The sequence below is a fragment of the Streptococcus sp. SPS1 genome (assembly GCF_030439915.1).
Classification (GTDB): domain Bacteria; phylum Bacillota; class Bacilli; order Lactobacillales; family Streptococcaceae; genus Streptococcus.
In genome coordinates this window covers 12,903-31,782 of record NZ_JAQFJG010000014.1, presented here as the reverse complement: position 1 = coordinate 31,782, position 18,880 = coordinate 12,903, and the positions used below count along the sequence as shown (strand labels likewise).

Genomic DNA, 18,880 nt, shown 5'->3' with positions numbered 1-18,880 from the left:
CTTATTTATTCTCCCAACGTTTGAAAGCAAGAACTGCATTGTGGCCACCAAAACCAAAGGTATTTGAAATAGCGTATGGAATTTCTTGCTCCAAGCCTTGTCCATAAACGACATTGGCTTCGATATAATCTGATACTTCACTTGTTCCAGCTGTCATTGGTACAAAGTTATGACGCATAGCTTCGATGGTGACGATAGCTTCTACTGCACCTGCAGCCCCCAGCAAATGTCCTGTGAATGATTTGGTTGATGATACAGGTACTTCCTTACCAAGAACAGCTACGATCGCACCACTTTCTCCTTTTTCATTAGCAGGAGTTGACGTTCCGTGAGCATTGACATAGGCTACTTGCTCTGGGGAAATCTCAGCTTCTTCCAAGGCTAATTTGATGGCCTTGATAGCTCCCTGACCTTCTGGATGTGGTGAAGTCATGTGGTAGGCATCACAAGTATTTCCATAACCAACCACTTCAGCAAGGATAGTAGCCCCACGTTTTTCAGCGTGTTCCAGACTTTCAAGAACCAACATCCCAGAACCTTCACCCATGACAAAACCATTACGGTCCTTATCAAATGGAATGGAAGCACGAGTTGGGTCCTCTGTAGTTGAGAGAGCAGTTAGGGCTTGGAAACCAGCAATAGCAAAAGGTGTGATAGAGGCTTCTGAACCACCTACCAACATAACATCTTGAAAGCCAAACTTAATTGAGCGGAAGGCATCTCCAATCGCATCATTTGATGAAGCGCAGGCAGTATTGATGGATTTACAAACACCGTTTGCTCCAAAACGCATGGCAACATTTCCTGAAGCCATATTTGGCAAGGCTTTTGGAAGGGTCAATGGTTTCACACGTTTTGGCCCTTTTTCGTTGAGACGAAGCACTTGATCTTCAATTTCCTTAATTCCACCAATACCAGAGGCAACAATAACACCAAAACGATCTTTATCAAGAGCCTCTACATCCAAATTAGCATGGTTGACAGCTTCTTGGGCTGCATACAAGGCATATAAAGAATAGTTATCGAAACGATTGGTATCTTTCTTTACAAAGTATTTATCAAAAGGAAAATCTTGGATTTCTGCCGCATTATGCACATCAAAGTCACTATGATCAAATTTCGTAATTTGACCAATTCCGATTTTTCCAGTTGTCAAACTATTCCAAAATTCTTCTGGTGTATTTCCGATTGGAGATGTCACTCCATAACCTGTTACTACTACGCGATTTAGTTTCATCTTTTTTACCTCTAGCTTCTGCTACATACTGAGGCCGCCATCAATGGCAACCACTTGACCAGTTAGATAATCTTGGCCTGCTAAAAATACTGTTAAATCTGCAACCTGCTCTGCCTGCCCAAATGCTTTCATAGGAATTTGTGCCAGCATGGCATCTTTTACCTTGTCTGATAGAACCGCTGTCATATCGGACTCAATCATTCCAGGCGCGATAGCGTTAACCCTGATATTGCGATTGGCCACTTCACGCGCCACAGACTTGGTAAAACCAATCAAACCGGCCTTAGAAGCAGCATAGTTAGCTTGGCCAATATTTCCCATCAAACCAACAACACTAGACATATTGATGATAGCACCTTCTCTGGCTTTCATCATCGGTTTCAAGACTGATTGTGTCATGTTAAAGGCACCAGTCAGATTAACCTTGAGCACTTTTTCAAAATCTGCTTCTGTCATCTTGAGCATAAGGGTATCTTGGGTAATCCCTGCATTGTTAACCAAAACATCTACTGAACCCAGCTCTGCAATAGCTTGCTCAACCATACGTTTAGCGTCTGCAAAATCGGATACATCTCCTGAAATGGAAATCACCTTGACACCATAGTCTGCAAACTCAGCGAGTAATTCCTCTGAGATTGCCCCACGGCTGTTTAAGACGATGTTGGCTCCTGCTTGAGCAAACTTATGGGCAACGGCAAGACCAATTCCACGACTCGAACCTGTAATAAAGATATTTTTATTTTTTAGTTGCATTCTTTTCTCCTGTTTCCTCTTGTATTTATGGGAGAAGGGATTACTTGTTTTCTAGCAAAGTTTCCAAACTAGCCTGATCTTCAACATTGGCTAGTTTAGCTGTCTTATCAATTTTTTTGACAAAGCCTGACAAGACTTTCCCCGGTCCAATCTCTATAAAGTTGGTTACGCCTGCTTCTTGCATGGCCGCAATACTTTCATAGAAACGAACTGGTTCCTTGACCTGACGCGTCAAGAGTTTAGCAATGTCTTCTTTTTGCATAACTGCAGCTTCTGTATTGCCGACTAGGGGACAAGTAAAATCTGAAAAACTTACCTGAGCTAGAGTTTCAGCTAGTTTCTGGCTAGCAAGCTCAAGGAGAGCGGTATGAAAAGGTCCTGAAACCTTGAGAGGAATCAAGCGTTTAGCTCCTGCTTCCTGCAAGAGTTCAACAGCTCGGTCAACTGCAGTCACTTCTCCACCAATCACGATTTGTGCAGGTGTATTATAGTTGGCTGGGGTAACTACTCCAAGTTCAGAAGCTTTTTGACAGGCTTCCTCAATAACCTCTACTGGTGTATTAAGAACTGCCACCATCTTGCCAGAGCCAGCAGGAGCCGCTTCTTCCATATAGGCTCCACGCTTAGCAACCAAGGCAACCGCATCTTCAAAATCCAAGGCACCGCTGGCCACCAAGGCAGAATACTCTCCAAGGGACAAACCAGCAACCATATCCGGCTGATAGCCCTTTTCTTGCAATAAACGGTAGATAGCAACCGAAGTCGCTAGAATGGCAGGTTGCGTATAGCGAGTCTGATTGAGTTTTTCTTCTTCCGTATCGATGAGATGACGCAAATCATAACCAAGTACCTGACTCGCTTGATCAATCGTTTCTTTGACAATAGGGTAGTGATCATAGAGATCCCGTCCCATACCTAGATACTGGGCACCTTGACCAGCAAATAAAAAGGCTGTTTTAGTCATTTCTTACAACTCCTGCCCAACGAGAGGCTTCTTCTTGTATTTTCTTAGCTGCTCCATAGTACAAATCTTTTAGGATTTCTTCAACGCTTTCTTCTTTGGAAACAAGTCCTGCAATTTGACCTGCCATGACAGAGCCACCATCCACATCACCGTGAACAACCGCTTTGGCTAGAGCACCTGCTCCCATTTGTTCAAAAATTTCCAAATCAGGATTTTCTTGTTTAAAGGCATCTTTTTCAGCTTTTTCAAAATCACGAGTCAATTGGTTTTTAATAGCTCGAACAGCATGTCCAAAGTGTTGAGCTGAAATCGTAGTATCAATATCTCTAGCTTTTAAAATTTTCGCCTTATAATTTGGATGGGCATTAGACTCTTTGGCAACGACAAACCGAGTTCCAACTTGAACAGCTTCTGCACCTAGCATAAAGCCAGCAGCAGCACCTTCACCATCCGCAATCCCTCCTGCCGCAATAACAGGAATAGATACAGCTGTAGCTACCTGGCGCACCAAGGTCATGGTTGTTAATTTACCGATATGCCCCCCAGCTTCCATTCCTTCTGCAATGACAGCATCCGCACCGATTTTTTCCATGCGTTTAGCTAGGGCAACACTTGGTACAACTGGAATAACTGTAATACCAGCTTCGTGAAAGCGTTCCATGTATTTACCAGGATTTCCTGCCCCTGTTGTAACCACTTTGACGCCTTCCTCGATAACGAGGTCTACAATATCTTCCACAAAGGGAGACAAGAGCATGATGTTGACACCAAAAGGTTTATCAGTCAATGATTTGATTTTATCAATATTTGCCTTGACAACTTCTTTAGGGGCATTTCCCCCACCAATAATCCCTAGTCCTCCAGCCTTGGAAACAGCTCCTGCCAAATCACCATCAGCGACCCAGGCCATTCCTCCTTGGAAAATAGGATAATCAATGTTCAATAATTCTGTAATACGTGTTTTCATAGTGCCTCCATCGTTTCTTGCTTACGTAATAGTTCGATACTGTCATAATTTGACAATCAAACTATTGCCTAAACAAGAGGGAGCGGGTTTCCCTACTCCTTCTATCTATATTCTGTTTATTTTGTTTGCTCTTCAACGTAGGCAACCAAGTCACCAACTGTTTTCAAGTCATCTTCTGCTTCGATTTGGATATCAAAAGCATCTTCGATTTCTGAGATTACTTGGAACAAGTCCAATGAATCTGCATCCAAGTCATCAAAAGTTGATTCAAGTGTTACTTCTGATGCGTCTTTCCCAAGTTCTTCAACGATAATTTCTTGTACTTTTTCAAATACTGCCATGATAGGACTCCTTTAAAATAAATAGTTTTTTATAACAATGTGTTCACCACATGATTACCTAAATTGTAAGAATGAGCGTGCCCCAGGTCAAGCCTCCACCGAAGCCTGATAGAAGAACAGTCTGGCTACCATCTAAAGGGATGAGACCTTGTTCTACACACTCTGAAAGTAAAATCGGGATACTGGCTGCACTGGTATTGCCATATTCCATCATATTGGCTGGAAGTTTATCTCGGTCGACACCAATTTTTCTAGCCATTTTATCCAAAATACGGTCATTAGCCTGATGAAGTAGCAGATAATCCAAGTCTGTCGCCTCTATAGGAGATTCATCAATAGTCTGCTTGATAGACTTGGCTACATCCCGAATGGCAAAATCAAAGACTGCGCGTCCATCCATCTTCAAAAATGAATCTGCACTTTCTTGATCTGAAAATGGAGAATGCAGACCTGAATGTCCATAGGTTAGACACTCGCTGCGACTCCCATCACTATTGAGACTCTCTGCCAAGAAATGCTCTTGCTCGCTAGCTTCTAACAAGACACCACCAGCACCATCTCCAAACAAAACAGCTGTTGATCGGTCTGACCAATCGACTGCTTTAGAGAGAGTTTCACTACCAATCACCAATCCTTTTTGAAAGCGACCAGAAGCGATAAACTTTTCAGCAGTTGACAAGGCAAATACAAATCCACTGCAAGCCGCTGTTAGGTCAAAAGCAAAGGCCTTATTAGCACCAATATTAGCTTGGACACGAGCAGCTGTAGAGGGCATCATCGAATCTGGAGTAATGGTGGCTAGGATGATAAAATCCAGCTCTTCCCCTGTGATTCCAGCTTTTGTCATCAGTTTCTTAGCAACCTCTGTAGCCAAATCACTGGTAGATTCTGTTCTTGAAATATGCCTTTGTCGTATTCCCGTCCGACTTGAAATCCACTCATCATTGGTATCCATAATCTGAGCCAAGTCGTGATTTGTAACCACTTGCTCTGGCACATAATGAGCAACCTGGCTTATTTTTGCAAAAGCCATTATTTCAAATCCTCCAAAAATTGATAAAGATTGGTCAAACCTTTGCTCATAACATCAATTTCTTCCTTACTCATACCATCAATGATTTTTTCAACCATGGCCTTGTGGAAGCGTTTATGTAGCCTATGAACCAAGCGACCCTTCTTTGTCAAATGTAGATGCACCACACGACGATCCTGCTCTGAGCGAATGCGTTCAATGTAACCCTTGCGTTCGAGATTATTCAAACTAGTCGTAACTGTCCCAAGAGTCACCATCAACTCTTTTGACACTTGACTTGGTGTCACGTCTGGGAATTTCCCAATCACATCAATCGTATGCATTTCTTTGATGGAGATATCCTTGAAACGACTACCTCTCAAGCTCACTTCCTCAATGACAAGGACATTGTTAAATATAGATGTTAAATATTCATTAATTCGTTGGTAGTCCAATCTTTCTTTCCCTCCTTCTCAAAAAAACTTTTACAATCAAAACATTTGACAAGAGAATTATATCAAAGTTCAAAGAATGATGCAAGTATTTTTTTATTTTCCTGTAAATTTAGGCCGTCTTCTCTCCGAATGAGCTCGCACTCCTTCTTTGAAATCCTCTGTTTGAGCTAAGGATTCCTGTAGGTTCAGTTCTAAAGTAGCGTAATCCTGCCAGTCTTTAAATTGGCTCTCCCAAACCAACTTCTTAATGGCAGCATAGGAATTAGCTGAGCCACGTCTTAATTTTTTAAGAAGCTGTTCTCTGGTTTTTTCTAACTTATCAGCTTCAGAAACGCGGTAAACTAGCCCCCATTCTAGGGCTTTTTCTGCGGTTAAAGCCTCACCTGTCATGGCTAATTGAGCAGCACGCGTCACACCGATACTGCGGCTCAAGAGGTGAATCCCCCCTGCATCTGGAGCCAAACCAACGCCAACAAAGGCTTGAATAAACTTCGCCTTATTCGTCGCCAGACAGAAATCTGCCGCAACAGCCATATTCGCTGCGGCACCTGCAACAGCACCGTCAACTTCCATTAAAACAGGTTTGGCTATTTGTTTGATTTTATAGGAAATCGTATTGACCAACTCTGCGATTTTTGTCAATGATGGAATATCATCCTCATCCACTGCCCGCTTCATCTCTACCAAATCTCCCCCAACTGAAAAGACTTTGCCATTGGCATTGATTAAGATAAAATGCACAGCCGGATCCTCTTCTGCTAAAGTCAGAGCTTCTAAAATCTCCTCACACATGGGAATATGAAAACCATTTGCGACCTCAGGACGGTTCAAGGTAAGGATTGCCAAGTCCTCTTCAAGCTGATAAATAATGTGTTCCATTAGGACTCCTTTTTATTTTTATAAGCAGTTTATACTCTTCGAAAATCTCTTCAAACCACGTCAGCTTCGCCTTGCCGTAGGTATGCTTACTGACTTCGTCAGTTCTATCCACAACCTCAAAACAGTGTTTTGAGCTGACTTCATCAGTCTTATTTACAACCTCAAAGCAGTGCTTTGAGCAGTCTGCGGCTAGCTTCCTAGTTTGCCCTTTGATTTTCATTGAAAATTAAATTATTTTATTTTCAAAATATATCTTTTTTAGGAACAGAAAGCAAGAAAAAATTGACTGAAAGTGTCTCAGCCGATTAGAAAGCATCGTTTTAGGCTAGAAAGCATCTTATTTTCTTCATTGAAAAAAGGCTTTCTTTCTGCTATAATCGTATAAAATACTTACTTTAGGAGTTCTTATGAAAGTTGTTAAATTTGGAGGTAGCTCTCTTGCCTCTGCTAGTCAATTAGAAAAAGTTTTAAACATCGTCAAAAGCGATTCAGAGCGTCGTTTTGTAGTCGTTTCTGCCCCTGGTAAACGCAATGCTGAAGATACTAAGGTTACGGATGCCTTGATTAAATACTACCGCGACTATGTTGCTGGTAACGATATTAGCAAGAGCCAAAACTGGATTATCGACCGCTATGCTGCGATGGTTAGTGAACTAGGTCTTAAACCAGCTGTGCTAGAAAAAATTTCCAAAAGCATTCGTGCCTTAGCCACTCTTCCTATCGAAGAAAATGAATTTCTCTACGATACTTTCCTAGCAGCTGGTGAAAATAACAATGCTAAATTGATTGCTGCCTACTTTAATCAAAACGGGATTGATGCACGCTATGTGCACCCTAGAGAAGCTGGTATTGTGGTCACAAGTGAGCCTGGTCACGCTCGCATCATTCCATCAAGTTATGACAAGATTGAAGAATTGACAAATACAAATGAAGTCCTTGTCATTCCTGGTTTCTTTGGAGTTACCAAGGAAAATCAAATCTGTACCTTCTCACGTGGAGGATCAGACATTACAGGTTCTATCATTGCTGCCGGTGTTAAGGCAGACCTCTATGAAAACTTTACAGACGTTGATGGTATCTTTGCAGCCCACCCTGGTATTATTCACCAACCACACTCAATCCCTGAGTTAACCTACCGTGAAATGCGTGAGTTGGCCTATGCAGGATTCTCAGTCCTTCATGACGAAGCGCTTCTTCCTGCCTACCGTGGAAAAATTCCTCTCGTTATCAAGAATACCAACAACCCTGACCATCCAGGTACTCGTATCGTTCTAAAACACAGTAGTGATGAATTTCCAGTTGTGGGAATTGCTGGTGACTCAGGCTTTGTCAGCATTAATATGTCGAAATACCTCATGAACCGTGAGGTTGGATTTGGCCGCAAGGTTCTGCAAATCCTTGAAGACCTTAACATCGGCTGGGAACATATGCCAACAGGTATCGACGATCTTTCAATCATTCTCCGTTCTCGCGAACTAACTCCTATCAAGGAAGAAGAAATCCTTCGTCAGTTGGTTCAAAAGGCTGAGGTGGACCATGCAGAAATCGAACACGACCTTTCTATCATTATGATTGTTGGAGAAAAGATGAAGAGTCATATCGGAGTAACTGCTACTGCAACTCGCGCTCTATCTGAAAATAAGATCAATATCCAGATGATGTCTCAAGGTTCTAGTGAAGTTTCTATCATGTTCGTTGTCAATAAAGACCAAGAAAAAGCAGCAATTAAAGCCCTCTACAATGCCTTTTTCGGCGAAAGTAAGGAAGACTAATCATGGCCCAATCTCTTAACAAAACAGTGCTTCTCAGCACGACAGGCACTTCCTACCTCTCTATCGCTGGGAAAGTTGGGAAATTCCTGGTCGGAGATCAGGCCTTAGAATTTTACCCCGATGTCAATGTCGAACAATTTATCCAGATTCCTTGGAGCCATATCAACCAGATTGGAGCCAATGTCACTGGGAGGAAAATCAGTCGCCACTTCGAAGTCTTTACAGACAAAGGAAAATTCCTCTTTGCTTCAAAAGATTCAGGTGCCATTCTTAAAATTGCTCGCGAAAAACTGGGCAATGACAAGGTCGTCAAACTTCCGACCCTGATTCAGACAATTAGCCAAAAATTTAAAAATCTATTTGCAAAAAAGTAGAAACTTTAGTATAATCATAGCAACGGATAAGTAGGTTATCTTCTTCTTTCAGAAAGTCTGCGGGTGCTGCGAGCAGATAGGAGGGATAGGTGAAATTCTACCGTTAGTAACAATTACATACACAATCAAGTGCACACCTGTGAAGTTGGATGGAACCGTGGCCCTGCCACTCCAACGCTTTGTCAGGTGTGCTTTTTTCATAAAGGAGTTCTTATGTTAGATATCAAACGTATTCGTACAGACTTTGATGCTGTCGCAGAAAAACTGGCTACACGTGGTGTAGATGCTGCTGTCTTGAATGAGATGAAAGAAATCGATGCTAAACGTCGTGATATTTTAGTCAAGGTTGAAACTCTCAAGGCTGAACGTAACACAGTTTCAGCTGAGATTGCCCAAGCTAAGCGCAACAAGGAAAATGCAGATGACAAGATTGCTGCCATGCAAACTCTATCTGCTGAGGTCAAAGCTTTGGATGCTGAATTGGCAGAAATCGATGCTAAATTGACAGAATTTACAACGACTCTTCCAAATATCCCAGCTGACAGCGTTCCTGTTGGGGCTGACGAAGACGACAATGTGGAAGTTCGCCGTTGGGGTACTCCACGCGAGTTCGATTTCGAGCCAAAAGCTCACTGGGATCTGGGTGAAGACCTTGGCATCCTTGACTGGGAACGTGGTGGTAAGGTAACAGGAGCTCGCTTCCTCTTCTATAAAGGTCTCGGTGCTCGTTTGGAACGTGCTATCTACAACTTTATGTTGGATGAACATGGCAAAGAAGGCTATACTGAAGTCATCACGCCTTACATGGTTAACCACGATTCTATGTTCGGGACTGGTCAATATCCAAAATTCAAGGAAGATACTTTTGAACTCAGCGATAGCAATTACGTCCTTATTCCTACAGCTGAAGTTCCTCTGACAAACTACTACCGTGATGAAATCCTTGACGGTAAAGACCTGCCAATCTACTTTACTGCTATGAGTCCTTCATTCCGTTCTGAGGCTGGTTCAGCTGGTCGTGATACTCGTGGCTTGATTCGTTTGCACCAATTCCACAAGGTTGAAATGGTTAAATTTGCCAAGCCAGAAGAATCTTACGAAGAATTGGAAAAAATGACAGCCAACGCTGAAAACATTCTTCAAAAACTTAACCTTCCATACCGTGTCGTTGCTCTCTCTACAGGAGATATGGGCTTCTCAGCTGCGAAGACTTACGACTTGGAAGTTTGGATTCCAGCACAAAATACCTACCGTGAAATCTCAAGCTGTTCAAACACAGAAGATTTCCAAGCCCGTCGTGCCCAAATCCGTTACCGTGATGAAGCAGATGGCAAGGTGAAATTGCTCCATACCTTGAATGGTTCTGGACTTGCAGTTGGACGTACAGTGGCTGCTATTCTTGAAAACTACCAAAATGCAGATGGTTCTGTGACCATCCCAGAAGTTCTTCGTCCATACATGGGTGGAGCTGAAGTCATCAAACCATAAAAAATAAGGTTTAGCTATTTCTAGCTAGACCTTTTTTCGTAACCAAATCAGATAAGCGCCTAATACAAAGAGTAAAATAATTAAGCAAATAGCGGTTTCAGCCACTACCAAATAATCCAAAAATGGAAGTTTCAAGATTCCCTGAGCCATCTTAAGCGAAGTAGCTGTGATAATGGTCGGGAAGGTGAGGGCTGAGAAGGCTGGTTGAAAACCTTGTTTTAAAATATTGGGTAGGCGAGTCAAAACAAAGAAAAAGAAGGATTGGGAAGCCAAGATCATGGCAATCAAGACCCAAATTGGTAGGCTGGCTCCTCCAACTCGAACTAGAGAAGCCAAGAGTAGAGAGAAAGGAGCGCAATAGATTCCTTCTTGGCCAAGCAAGGCTAGTGGGAGTGGATGTTTCTTTAAATCGCTATAAATAAGGGGATAGAGATAGAAGGTCAAGAGAAAACCAAAACTCAAGGTCGCATAGGCAATTTCGATGATGCCTACCAGAGGATAGGTCAAGGCAGCCACCGCTATCCCCACATAGAGAACCGTCCAGCTAGGAGTCGCATGAACCCTACGACCTGGACAGGCAAACTTGATGGTGAAATCAGCAATCAAGGCCAAGTCCAAGAGAAATGAAAACCACCAGAGCCCTTGCGCTACCAAAGGAAGATGAGGGAATACGCGAAAGACATAAGTTGATAAAATCATCCCAGCCATGGGAAAGGTTGCCATCCCTGATAAAAGAGGGGGCTTGGTCAATTCTTGCTTGGTTTCCTTCCAATTAAAGAGATGAAGAATCAGAAAGTAAATCCACAAAATCAAACCTGTCAGACTCAACAGATGGGACAGAACCGGCAACGTATCTAAAATAAGATTTCCAGCTCCTGCCAAACCTAGCAAACAACCTGAAAATACTAAGGGGAGTTTTTTCATCCTAACCTCCAATAATCATGTTAGTTTCAGTATATCATAAAAGCTCTTAAATGAGGACTTAATACTCATCGAAAATCTCTTCAAACCACGTCAGCTTCTATCTGCAACCTCAAAACACTGTTTTGAGCAACCTGCGGTTAGCCTCCTAGTTTGCTCTTTGACTTTCATTGAGTATTAAAAAAAAAAACGAAGTCCGATTATTTCAGACTTCATTTTACTCAGATATGAATTAAGCATAAGGTTGCAATTCTGGGTTAATTGGGGTATTAGCTAGATTGTTGGCATAGTTACAGAGGCTTGCTAGACTGACACCAAGAACCACATCCAAGGCATTTTGTTGGCTATAACCAGCTTCTAAAAACTCAGCTAAGGCTTCATCTCCTACACGACCCTTGGTATTGATAACTGCCAAGGTAAACTTAGCTAGGGTGTCCAATTTAGGATCTGTTTCAATTGGAGTACGATTGCGAAGGGCTTGCAGAAGGTCATCGTTCATCTGGATTTGTTTGATTGAAAAGGCTGTGTGACCTGCAACACAGAAGGCACAACCATTGGTCACGGCTGCCGTGATTTGCACGACTTCGCGCTCAACGGGTGTCAGGCTATTGCGACGGTTGATAGCTCCGACAGTACGATAAGCCTCTAAAGCAGTCGGTGCATTAGCCAAGAGACCGATTAGGTTGGGAATATAGCCATTGTTATCTTTTTCTACTGTTTCAAGAACCTCTTTCACTTCTGCTGGCGCTGATTCTACTGTATGAATTGTAAATGTTGTCATCATAAAACCTCTTTTCATGTTGTTGAAACCTAGTCTATCACAGATTCTATACCGTGTATAATATATATTTTAAATTGCACTGATAGAAATTTTTTATGAAAGCAAAAAATCACACGCGATGTGTGATTTCATTATTTGTCAAAATACTTTTTAGTCTCAACAATAACAACTGGTGATAAAACTAAGAGGGCAATCAAGTTTGGCAGAGCCATCAAAGCGTTGACAATATCTGCGATAATCCAGACCATATCCAACTCGATAAATCCTCCCAACAAGACCATGAGCACAAAGACCACACGGTAGAGCCAGATAAAGCGAACCCCAAAGAGAAACTCAAAACAACGTTCCCCGTAATAGTTCCAACCTAGAATTGTCGTGAAGGCAAAGAGTACAAGGAAGATGGTCAAAAGGGCAGGTCCAAAGTGTGAAAAGACTGTTGAGAAGGCTGACTGAGTCAAGGCAACCCCATTTAAGTCGCCACTCCAAACACCAGTCACCAAGATGGTCAAACCAGTCAGAGTACAGATAATGAGGGTGTCAATAAAGGTTCCTGTCATGGAAATCAAGCCTTGCTCTACTGGTTCATTTGTCTTAGCCGCAGCAGCTGCAATGGGAGCAGAACCCAGACCAGATTCATTTGAGAACACACCACGCGCCACACCATTTTGAATAGCCATCCGAACGCTAGCACCAGCAAATCCACCTACCGCAGCAAGGGGATTAAAAGCTGAGGTAAAGACTAAAGCAATTGTAGAAGGAATTTTCCCGATATTAAAGAAAATAACTGTAAGAGTTCCTAAGATATAAATGATAGCCATAAAAGGCACAACAGTAGTTGAAACCTTTGAAATGGACTTGAGTCCGCCAAAGACTGCAATCGCTACAAAGACAGACAAGACGAGAGCAGTGATAGCTGGCGAAATAGTCGTTGTATTCTGGATAGATTCTGTAATCGAGTTAACTTGAGTGAAGGTTCCGATTCCCAAGAGAGCAACCAGTACTCCTGCTACTGCAAACAAAACAGCAAGTGGACGCCACTTTTTTCCCATCCCTAGAAGGATATAATGCATGGGACCTCCCGCTACTGCACCATGGTCGTCCTTGGTGCGGTATTTGATGGCCAAGAGTCCTTCCGCATACTTGGTAGCCATTCCAAAGAAAGCCGCCATCCACATCCAAAAGAGGGCTCCAGGCCCCCCCACCTTGATAGCCGTCGCAACCCCTATGATATTCCCTGTTCCAACGGTTGATGCCAAGGCTGTACACAGAGCTGCAAAACTGGATACATCCCCATGTCCCTTATCCTGGATAAAAATAAGCTGAAAGGCCTTGGGCAGACGCAAAACCTGCAAGAGTCCTAGCCGAATAGTTAGGTAAAGCCCTGTTCCGACCAATAAAATCAAGAGGGGCGGTCCCCAAGCAAAAGCATCGATTGATTTAAGCAATTCTAACATTTCCTTCTCCTATCTTTTCAACCCCAAAAGAAAGAGCACATGCAAGATACATGTACTCTGGAATGCTTAGATAAATGCTAAAAAGCGGTCTATCCTAGCTCTGTCCTTTTACCTGAGAGTTTGAGCAGTTGCCTGCCTTGCCCCTTCGGTGCCTTTACGGTCTCTCCAGAGTTCCGTCCATTTACAGTCATGGAAAATCAAACGATTCCCCACTTCTATTAAACTTCATTCGGTGTTGGTATTTAATTGATTCTTATTTTACAAAAAATGTTGGCTTTTGTCAATGTGTTTATTAGTAAAAATTAGTTCAACAGTTTTTACTTTATAAAGTCCAGAATACTGCTATCCTTTAAAAGTGACAATAGTTGCGCCACTCCCTCCAGCATTTTGTGGGGCATAGCCGAAACTCTTGACATGTTTGTTTCTTTGTAGGTATTTGGTGACACCTTCACGGATGACACCTGTTCCAATACCATGAATGATATCAACTTGAGCCATATTATTAAGCAAGGCTTGGTCGATAAAGGCATCTAGCTCATTCATGGCCTCTTCATAACGTTTGCCTCGAAGGTCCAGTCTGGCTTGTGGGCCACGACCAGAAGTTCGTTTCACGACATTGACCTGTTTCTTCTTGACTTGCTTTTCTTGCTGGGCTTGAACAAGGTCAAACTCTTTCTCTTCCAAGGTCATCTTAATCAAGCCAACTTGGGCTTCCCAACGGCCATCCTTAAGTTGACTGGTCAGGGTACCACGCTGTCCATAACTGAGAACAACGATATCATCTCCCACCTTTGGAGCACGTTTTTTCTTGGCCTTTTGAAGGACCTTGTTTTTAGACAAGTCCACTTTTTCAGGAGCCAATTTTTTCAGCTTGGCCTTGGCTTCAATGATTTCATGAGGTTTGAGCTGGGACTTACTGTGGAGATTTTTGAGAATCTGGTCACTCTCACTGAGGGCCATGGCCACAATCTCAGCAGCCTGTTCACGCGCCTTATTAAGCTCGGTTTCCTTTTCACGATTGAGTTCATTGTAGAGTTTTTTTAGCGCACGATTCATCTTGAGATTTTCTTGCTCCACCTCACGGATATTGTCCAAGCGTTTGCGACTCTCTAACGTCTGCTCTTCCAGTTGCTCAATAATCCGATTGACATCATTGTCCTGATCGACCTGCTGGCTTGCCTCCCCTACAATAACTTCAGATAAGCCTAAACGTTTAGCAATTTCAAAGGCATTGCTTCGGCCAGGAACTCCCTGCATAAAGCGATAGGTCGGGCGTAGAGTTGCAGTATTAAACTCCATGCTGGCATTTTGCACAAAGGCTGTCTCAATACCGTAGGCCTTGAGTTCCGGATAGTGGGTAGTCGCCATAGTCTTGACTTGACGCAGGCGAAGGTCCTCCAGAATAGCCATGGCAAGGGCGGCTCCCTCTTGGGGATCTGTACCAGCCCCCAACTCATCCAAGAGCAAGAGCGAATGCTGGTTGACCTTACCAAGAATATCCACAATATTGGTCATATGGCTAGAGAAGGTAGACAAGCTCTGTTCAATAGACTGCTCATCGCCAATATCGGCAAAGATTTCTTCAAAAATACCAACACGACTTCCCTTATCTGCTAAAATCGGCAAACCCGACTGAGCCATAACCTGCGTCAATCCCAGAGTTTTAAGCATGATGGTCTTCCCGCCCGTATTGGGACCTGTAATGACAATGGCTGTTAAATCTTGGCCAAAATGGACATCATTTGCGACGGCATTTTTGACCAAAGGATGACAGACATGGAGCAGTTGAATCTCTTGATTTTCTGACAGCTGAGGAACGACTGCTTGCCTTTCTTGGATAAAGCGTACCTTGGCACGAATCAAGTCCAGATGGCCGATAATCCAAGCGTCATTAGCAATCTCAGCCGCATGAGGTCGGACACGCTCAGAAATTTCTTGAAGAATTCGAAGCATTTCATAGCGCTCATCTGCTCGCAGACTAGCAATTTCCTCGCTCAGTTTGACCACCTCACGGGGTTCGATATAGACGGTGTTTCCGCTGGCAGAAATATCATGAACAACACCTGCAATCTTATTGCGGTAGGTATTTTTAACTGGTAAAACCTGACGGCCATTTCTGCTGGCAACGATTCCTTCCGTCAACATCTGCGACTTTTGCTTGAGCAAATCTTGCAAGACATCGCGTACCTGACTCTCACTATCATGGATTTTTCGACGGATGCGCGCCAATTCTTCACTGGCAAAATTTTCAATAAAACCTGCATCATTAAAGGCTTGGAGATTTCCTTGTAATTGCGGAAAATCGTGTAATTTCTCAAACCAAAGGGCTAACTCTTCCAAGCTGACATTTTCCAGATTGGCATAAAAACTTTGCAGTTCTCGGCTAGCAAGAAGCACGCGCTTCAAGAGGAGGAACTCCTCGATATTGAGATCTGCCCCCATCTCCAACCGCTTGCAGACTCCTGCGATTTCCTTAATTGCGAGAATGGTAAAATGCGGTTGCTCGATAAAGAGAGCCTGCATTTCCTTCATCTCAGCAAAAGCCTGTTTAATTTTATCTGCCTTAGCAGTCGGAGCCAGCTGTCTCAATTGCTCCAAGCCCTGCTCGGTCAACAAATGGGGTTCAAACAAAGCCTTGACCTTATTGAACTCTAATGTTTCTAATATTTTCTTATTCATCTTTATTTCCTTGTCTTTGAATGTCTAGGTGTGGTAGCTTTTTATATTCTGATAGATTCGAGTCAAATCTGTAAACAAAGGGCTAGGAAAACTCCTGCCCTTTTTATCCGATTAAATTTGTCACCCAGATTTGTTTGAGCCAACTAGTTGTTACTGGTATGCTCTGGATGATGTGTTTTGCGACGATACTCTTTTCAAGAGGATTTTGTATAGCTGCCATGGGAATGGTTGCTAGTATGGTCAAGGCCATTTGCAAGACAAATAAGGTCACCAACATGGACAAGATCCCTGCTGAAACTTGGAACAACTTGCCACCCAGTTTTTTACTAGGAATTAAGTGTAACAAGAGACCAAGTAAACGACCGATGCTATAGACAATCCCAAATACAAGCAAGTAGCCGATACCTGCGTAAAAGACCTTATCCAACTGGAAAAGTTGATCCGATGGGAAAAAGAAAGTTCCCTGACCTTCCTGCGGATTTGCATAAGGGAGCAGCAAATGAAATTGCTCTCCAATTCCCTTGTAAAACTGGCCGGCCACAAAAGCCGATGCCATGGCTGAAATCAGGTAATAAACCTGTAAGAGCAGGCCTCTCCGATAGCCGATATAAAATCCCCAAGCCAAGACCAATAGAAGAAGGAGTGAAATCATAAGGAATCCTCAATCTTGCTCTGTTCTTGCTTGCAAGTCACAAGCTTGTGACGGAGTTCTTCTAATTCTTGCTCCTTATCATCAAATTCAATCTCACGGCTGAGCTGAGTTGATAAACAGTTGACTGCCAACAAAAGAGCGATTGTTTCATCGTCTGCACTAGGCATTTGTTCTTTAATTGCTTGGTATTTTTCTGTCGCAACCTTGGCGATTTCCTCCATAAAAAGGTTATCATGCTCGCTTGTCAAAGTTAATGATTTTTTCCCGAATGTAAATTTGAATCGATTTAGATTTGCCATAAAATTCACCTCATGATATTATACCAAAATTCGCTAATTTTGTCAGTTTTTACAAATTTGCCTGCTTTTATGGTACAATAGAAACTATGGCAAGTATAACACTCACACCAAGTGAAAAGGAGATTCAGGCTTTTCTTGAACACTATCAAACCAGTCTGGCTCCCAGCAAGAATCCCTATATCCGCTACTTTTTGAGGCTACCCCAAGCAACGGTTTCTATCTATACTTCTGGAAAGGTCTTACTTCAAGGTGAAGGGGCTGAGAAATACGCTCGTTTCTTTGGCTATCAAGCTGTAGAGCAAACCAGCGGACAAAATTTCCCTTTGATTGGGACAGATGAGGTTGGAAATGGTTCCTACTTTGGTGGACTTGCAGTTGTGGCTTCCTTTGTCACACCTGACCAGCATGACTTCTTGCGAAATCTCGGTGTGGGAGATTCTAAGACTCTGACCGACCAAAAGATTCGTCAGATTGCCCCTATCCTCAAGGAAAAAATCCAGCACCAAGCACTCCTTCTCTCACCAAGCAAGTACAACGAGGTCATCGGAGACCGCTACAATGCTGTTTCAGTTAAGGTAGCTCTCCATAATCAGGCCATCTATCTCCTCCTTCAAAAAGGTTTTCAGCCTGAGAAAATTGTGATTGACGCCTTTACCAGTGCTAAAAATTATGACAAGTACTTGGCACAAGAGGCCAATCGTTTCAGCAATCCTATCAGCTTAGAAGAAAAGGCTGAGGGCAAATACTTGGCTGTCGCAGTCTCTTCTATCATTGCGCGTGATCTCTTTCTGGAAAATCTTGAAAATCTAGGACGAGAGCTGGGCTATCAACTTCCAAGTGGAGCTGGAACGACTTCTGATAAGGTAGCTAGCCAGATTTTGCAAGCCTATGGTATGCAGGGACTCAATTTCTGCGCTAAACTGCACTTTAAAAATACTGAAAAAGCGAAAAAACGCTTAGAAAGGTAAGTTATGAATTCATTTAAAAATTTCTTAAAAGAGTGGGGATTGTTCCTCCTGATTCTGTCATTATTAGCTTTGAGCCGTATCTTTTTTTGGAGTAATGTCCGCGTAGAAGGACATTCCATGGATCCGACCCTAGCGGATGGTGAAATCCTCTTTGTCGTTAAGCACCTTCCTATTGACCGTTTTGATATCGTGGTTGCCCATGAGGAAGATGGCAATAAGGACATCGTCAAGCGCGTGATTGGAATGCCTGGCGATACCATCCGTTATGAAAACGATAAACTTTACATCAATGACAAAGAGACAGATGAGCCTTACCTAGCAGACTATATCAAACGCTTCAAGGATGACAAACTCCAAAGCACCTACTCAGGCAAGGGTTTTGAAGGAAATAAAGGCACTTTCTTTAGAAGTATCGCTGAAAAAGCGCAAGCCTTCACAGTTGATGTCAATTACAACACCAACTTTAGCTTTACTGTCCCAGAAGGAGAATACCTTCTCCTCGGAGACGACCGCTTGGTTTCGAGCGACAGCCGACATGTAGGTACCTTTAAAGCAAAAGATATCACAGGGGAAGCTAAATTCCGCTTCTGGCCAATCACCCGTATCGGAACATTTTAAGAGACCTAAGAGGCCGAGAAACAGTAATCTCAGCCTCTTCTTCTATCGTGAGAATATGATTATTCACTATCCAGTTTGATTAAGATAGAAACAAAGTTATACTCAATGAAAATCAAAGAGCAAACTAGGAAGCTAGCCGCAGGTTGCTCAAAGCACTGCTTTGAGGTTGTAGATAGAACTGACGAAGTCAGTAACATATATACGGCAAGGCGAAGCTGACGTGGTTTGAAGAGATTTTCGAAGAGTATTAACTCTCACCTATTTAT

At 42.8% G+C, this 18,880-nt stretch carries 20 protein-coding genes and 1 riboswitch; of the genes, 5 read left to right on the top strand and 15 right to left on the bottom strand.

The window, feature by feature from the left end; translation table 11 throughout:
• Window position 1: 1 nt before the first annotated feature.
• The 9 genes from fabF to PCY12_RS09055 all read right to left on the bottom strand — a co-directional run bounded on the left by fabF (window position 2) and on the right by PCY12_RS09055 (window position 6,828).
• The gene (gene fabF, locus PCY12_RS09095; protein ID WP_175880258.1) at window positions 2-1,237 is read right to left on the bottom strand and encodes a beta-ketoacyl-ACP synthase II; all 1,236 of its coding nucleotides are present in this window, start codon (window positions 1,235-1,237) and stop codon (window positions 2-4) included.
• Between the two features lie 21 nt (window positions 1,238-1,258).
• On the bottom strand, window positions 1,259-1,990 hold the full coding sequence (gene fabG, locus PCY12_RS09090) for a 3-oxoacyl-[acyl-carrier-protein] reductase (RefSeq protein ID WP_173214269.1): 732 nt from the start codon (window positions 1,988-1,990) through the stop codon (window positions 1,259-1,261).
• 40 nt (window positions 1,991-2,030) lie between these two features.
• A complete protein-coding gene (fabD, locus tag PCY12_RS09085) occupies window positions 2,031-2,954 on the bottom strand; it encodes an ACP S-malonyltransferase (RefSeq protein ID WP_301352603.1) in 924 nt (307 codons plus the stop codon).
• Window positions 2,947-3,921 carry an enoyl-[acyl-carrier-protein] reductase FabK gene (gene fabK / locus PCY12_RS09080; RefSeq protein ID WP_301352602.1) on the bottom strand — a complete coding sequence of 325 codons (975 nt, stop codon included), beginning with the start codon at window positions 3,919-3,921 and terminating at the stop codon, window positions 2,947-2,949. Before fabK ends, fabD begins: the two co-directional genes overlap by 8 nt.
• Window positions 3,922-4,037: 116 nt before the next feature.
• Window positions 4,038-4,262, bottom strand: coding sequence for an acyl carrier protein (locus PCY12_RS09075; RefSeq protein WP_000257838.1), 225 nt, complete (start codon window positions 4,260-4,262; stop codon window positions 4,038-4,040).
• Window positions 4,263-4,320: 58 nt separating this feature from the next.
• Window positions 4,321-5,295 (bottom strand): beta-ketoacyl-ACP synthase III, encoded by a 975-nt coding sequence (locus PCY12_RS09070; RefSeq protein WP_301352600.1) that lies wholly within the window; start codon window positions 5,293-5,295, stop codon window positions 4,321-4,323.
• Window positions 5,295-5,729, bottom strand: a complete 435-nt coding sequence (locus PCY12_RS09065; RefSeq protein ID WP_000386353.1) for a MarR family winged helix-turn-helix transcriptional regulator — start codon at window positions 5,727-5,729, stop codon at window positions 5,295-5,297. The genes PCY12_RS09070 and PCY12_RS09065 overlap by 1 nt, the downstream gene beginning before the upstream one ends.
• A gap of 93 nt (window positions 5,730-5,822) precedes the next feature.
• Entirely contained in the window at window positions 5,823-6,608 is a 786-nt protein-coding gene (locus PCY12_RS09060) for an enoyl-CoA hydratase (RefSeq protein WP_301352598.1), read from the bottom strand.
• Window positions 6,583-6,828, bottom strand: a complete 246-nt coding sequence (locus tag PCY12_RS09055) for a hypothetical protein (protein WP_301352596.1) — start codon at window positions 6,826-6,828, stop codon at window positions 6,583-6,585. Before PCY12_RS09055 ends, PCY12_RS09060 begins: the two co-directional genes overlap by 26 nt.
• Window positions 6,829-7,015: 187 nt before the next feature.
• Here PCY12_RS09055 and PCY12_RS09050 point away from each other — a divergent pair, with 187 nt between their 5' ends.
• The 3 genes from PCY12_RS09050 (at window position 7,016) to serS (ending at window position 10,242) form a co-directional block, all read left to right on the top strand.
• Window positions 7,016-8,380, top strand: a complete 1,365-nt coding sequence (locus PCY12_RS09050; protein ID WP_000869666.1) for an aspartate kinase — start codon at window positions 7,016-7,018, stop codon at window positions 8,378-8,380.
• 2 nt (window positions 8,381-8,382) lie between these two features.
• Window positions 8,383-8,754: a DUF956 family protein gene (locus tag PCY12_RS09045; RefSeq protein WP_000079358.1), complete on the top strand. Its 372-nt coding sequence runs from the start codon at window positions 8,383-8,385 to the stop codon at window positions 8,752-8,754.
• A 213-nt stretch (window positions 8,755-8,967) separates the two neighbouring features.
• Complete coding sequence (gene serS, locus PCY12_RS09040) at window positions 8,968-10,242, top strand: serine--tRNA ligase (protein WP_000884231.1); 1,275 nt, start codon at window positions 8,968-8,970, stop codon at window positions 10,240-10,242.
• Window positions 10,243-10,266: 24 nt separating this feature from the next.
• On the opposite strand, the gene PCY12_RS09035 is transcribed toward serS, so the two are convergent.
• The 6 genes from PCY12_RS09035 to zapA form a co-directional block, all read right to left on the bottom strand.
• Window positions 10,267-11,166, bottom strand: coding sequence for a TDT family transporter (locus PCY12_RS09035; protein WP_301352594.1), 900 nt, complete (start codon window positions 11,164-11,166; stop codon window positions 10,267-10,269).
• A 229-nt stretch (window positions 11,167-11,395) separates the two neighbouring features.
• Window positions 11,396-11,944 carry a carboxymuconolactone decarboxylase family protein gene (locus PCY12_RS09030; RefSeq protein ID WP_000206767.1) on the bottom strand — a complete coding sequence of 183 codons (549 nt, stop codon included), beginning with the start codon at window positions 11,942-11,944 and terminating at the stop codon, window positions 11,396-11,398.
• Window positions 11,945-12,075: 131 nt separating this feature from the next.
• On the bottom strand, window positions 12,076-13,398 hold the full coding sequence (locus tag PCY12_RS09025) for a sodium:alanine symporter family protein (RefSeq protein WP_301352592.1): 1,323 nt from the start codon (window positions 13,396-13,398) through the stop codon (window positions 12,076-12,078).
• Window positions 13,399-13,488: 90 nt separating this feature from the next.
• A riboswitch (glycine riboswitch) is annotated at window positions 13,489-13,577 on the bottom strand.
• Between the two features lie 163 nt (window positions 13,578-13,740).
• Complete coding sequence (locus PCY12_RS09020; protein ID WP_173217959.1) at window positions 13,741-16,077, bottom strand: endonuclease MutS2; 2,337 nt, start codon at window positions 16,075-16,077, stop codon at window positions 13,741-13,743.
• A gap of 103 nt (window positions 16,078-16,180) precedes the next feature.
• Complete coding sequence (locus tag PCY12_RS09015) at window positions 16,181-16,729, bottom strand: CvpA family protein (RefSeq protein WP_000624512.1); 549 nt, start codon at window positions 16,727-16,729, stop codon at window positions 16,181-16,183.
• Window positions 16,726-17,028, bottom strand: a complete 303-nt coding sequence (gene zapA / locus PCY12_RS09010) for a cell division protein ZapA (RefSeq protein WP_000002019.1) — start codon at window positions 17,026-17,028, stop codon at window positions 16,726-16,728. Before zapA ends, PCY12_RS09015 begins: the two co-directional genes overlap by 4 nt.
• A gap of 86 nt (window positions 17,029-17,114) precedes the next feature.
• Between zapA and rnhC the strand changes: the two genes are divergently transcribed.
• Both rnhC and lepB read left to right on the top strand, forming a co-directional pair.
• A complete protein-coding gene (gene rnhC / locus PCY12_RS09005) occupies window positions 17,115-17,996 on the top strand; it encodes a ribonuclease HIII (protein WP_301352590.1) in 882 nt (293 codons plus the stop codon).
• A 3-nt stretch (window positions 17,997-17,999) separates the two neighbouring features.
• Window positions 18,000-18,614, top strand: coding sequence for a signal peptidase I (lepB, locus tag PCY12_RS09000; RefSeq protein WP_004245100.1), 615 nt, complete (start codon window positions 18,000-18,002; stop codon window positions 18,612-18,614).
• The last annotated feature ends 266 nt before the right edge of the window (window positions 18,615-18,880 follow it).

Excerpts from the sequence above, each read along its gene's own strand:
- fabF (WP_175880258.1), bottom strand. The coding sequence starts at position 1,237 with ATGAAACTAAATCGCGTAGTAGTAACAGGTTATGGAGTGACATCTCCA.
- fabG (WP_173214269.1), bottom strand. The coding sequence starts at position 1,990 with ATGCAACTAAAAAATAAAAATATCTTTATTACAGGTTCGAGTCGTGGA.
- fabD (WP_301352603.1), bottom strand. The coding sequence starts at position 2,954 with ATGACTAAAACAGCCTTTTTATTTGCTGGTCAAGGTGCCCAGTATCTA.
- fabK (WP_301352602.1), bottom strand. The coding sequence starts at position 3,921 with ATGAAAACACGTATTACAGAATTATTGAACATTGATTATCCTATTTTC.
- PCY12_RS09075 (WP_000257838.1), bottom strand. The coding sequence starts at position 4,262 with ATGGCAGTATTTGAAAAAGTACAAGAAATTATCGTTGAAGAACTTGGG.
- PCY12_RS09070 (WP_301352600.1), bottom strand. The coding sequence starts at position 5,295 with ATGGCTTTTGCAAAAATAAGCCAGGTTGCTCATTATGTGCCAGAGCAA.
- PCY12_RS09060 (WP_301352598.1), bottom strand. The coding sequence starts at position 6,608 with ATGGAACACATTATTTATCAGCTTGAAGAGGACTTGGCAATCCTTACC.
- PCY12_RS09055 (WP_301352596.1), bottom strand. The coding sequence starts at position 6,828 with ATGAAAATCAAAGGGCAAACTAGGAAGCTAGCCGCAGACTGCTCAAAG.
- PCY12_RS09050 (WP_000869666.1), top strand. The coding sequence starts at position 7,016 with ATGAAAGTTGTTAAATTTGGAGGTAGCTCTCTTGCCTCTGCTAGTCAA.
- PCY12_RS09045 (WP_000079358.1), top strand. The coding sequence starts at position 8,383 with ATGGCCCAATCTCTTAACAAAACAGTGCTTCTCAGCACGACAGGCACT.
- serS (WP_000884231.1), top strand. The coding sequence starts at position 8,968 with ATGTTAGATATCAAACGTATTCGTACAGACTTTGATGCTGTCGCAGAA.
- PCY12_RS09035 (WP_301352594.1), bottom strand. The coding sequence starts at position 11,166 with ATGAAAAAACTCCCCTTAGTATTTTCAGGTTGTTTGCTAGGTTTGGCA.
- PCY12_RS09030 (WP_000206767.1), bottom strand. The coding sequence starts at position 11,944 with ATGACAACATTTACAATTCATACAGTAGAATCAGCGCCAGCAGAAGTG.
- PCY12_RS09025 (WP_301352592.1), bottom strand. The coding sequence starts at position 13,398 with ATGTTAGAATTGCTTAAATCAATCGATGCTTTTGCTTGGGGACCGCCC.
- PCY12_RS09020 (WP_173217959.1), bottom strand. The coding sequence starts at position 16,077 with ATGAATAAGAAAATATTAGAAACATTAGAGTTCAATAAGGTCAAGGCT.
- PCY12_RS09015 (WP_000624512.1), bottom strand. The coding sequence starts at position 16,729 with ATGATTTCACTCCTTCTTCTATTGGTCTTGGCTTGGGGATTTTATATC.
- zapA (WP_000002019.1), bottom strand. The coding sequence starts at position 17,028 with ATGGCAAATCTAAATCGATTCAAATTTACATTCGGGAAAAAATCATTA.
- rnhC (WP_301352590.1), top strand. The coding sequence starts at position 17,115 with ATGGCAAGTATAACACTCACACCAAGTGAAAAGGAGATTCAGGCTTTT.
- lepB (WP_004245100.1), top strand. The coding sequence starts at position 18,000 with ATGAATTCATTTAAAAATTTCTTAAAAGAGTGGGGATTGTTCCTCCTG.